The 942-nt window shown below is 59.7% G+C and carries 1 protein-coding gene; it reads left to right on the forward strand.

Annotation, left to right across the window (positions count from 1 at the left end):
* Positions 1-197 precede the first annotated feature (197 nt).
* Complete coding sequence (locus A7090_RS25525) at positions 198-698, forward strand: antirestriction protein ArdA (RefSeq protein WP_000117627.1); 501 nt, start codon at positions 198-200, stop codon at positions 696-698.
* The last annotated feature ends 244 nt before the right edge of the window (positions 699-942 follow it).

Genomic DNA, 942 nt, shown 5'->3' on the forward strand with positions numbered 1-942 from the left:
CCTCCTTCCCGTCTGCCGTGATTTTCCGGTCGTTCACCCGCTCAGATTTCGCGGTCTCACCCTCCAACTCCCGCCAGCCGTGTGCGTCAGGCTGCGGCTTCCCTTGCGCCCTGTGCATCCCCGCCTTATCGCCCGGCTTTTATGGAGGCACGGCACCGCCCGGTGCCGCAGAACATGTGACTATGGAGGATTCGGGAATGTCTGTTGTTGCACCTGCTGTATACGTTGGAACCTGGCACAAATACAACTGTGGAAGCATCGCCGGACGCTGGTTTGACCTGACCACGTTTGATGATGAGCGCGACTTTTTCGCCGCCTGCCGTGCTCTTCACCAGGATGAAGCCGATCCTGAACTGATGTTTCAGGATTATGAGGGATTCCCGGGGAATATGGCCTCTGAATGCCATATCAACTGGGCCTGGGTTGAAGGCTTCCGCCGGGCACGGGATGAAGGCTGCGAAGAGGCTTATCGTCTCTGGGTGGATGATACCGGTGAGACGGATTTTGACACCTTCCGCGATGCCTGGTGGGGCGAGGCTGACAGTGAGGAGGCTTTTGCGGTTGAGTTCGTCAGTGATACCGGCCTGCTGGCTGACGTGCCGGAGACGGTGGCGCTCTATTTTGACTATGAGGCGTATGCGCGGGATTTATTCCTGGACTCCTTCACCTTTATTGACGGTCATGTGTTCCGTCGGTGATTTACTCCCCCGCTCCGGCGGGGGTATGGCCTGCCAGGCCGCCGGAAAACCCTGGCAGGCTTACGCCTGCCTGAAATGCAGGAGGGCCGCGCCTGCGGCGCTGCCCTTCCTGCCCGTCATGGTGTGAGGCATTTTTCTGTTATGTCGTTTCTGTTGTTCTGATTTCCGGAGGCGGGGACACCTTCGGCTCCCGGCTGCCTGGCGGCATCCGGTCGTCAGGCCCGACTCCGACAGGCAGCTGCTG

Origin of the sequence: Escherichia sp. MOD1-EC7003 (genome assembly GCF_002965065.1) — a bacterium.
Classification (GTDB): Bacteria; Pseudomonadota; Gammaproteobacteria; order Enterobacterales; family Enterobacteriaceae; genus Escherichia.

Coding starts and splice junctions, on each gene's coding strand:
- A7090_RS25525 (WP_000117627.1), top strand. CDS start 198: ATGTCTGTTGTTGCACCTGCTGTATACGTTGGAACCTGGCACAAATAC.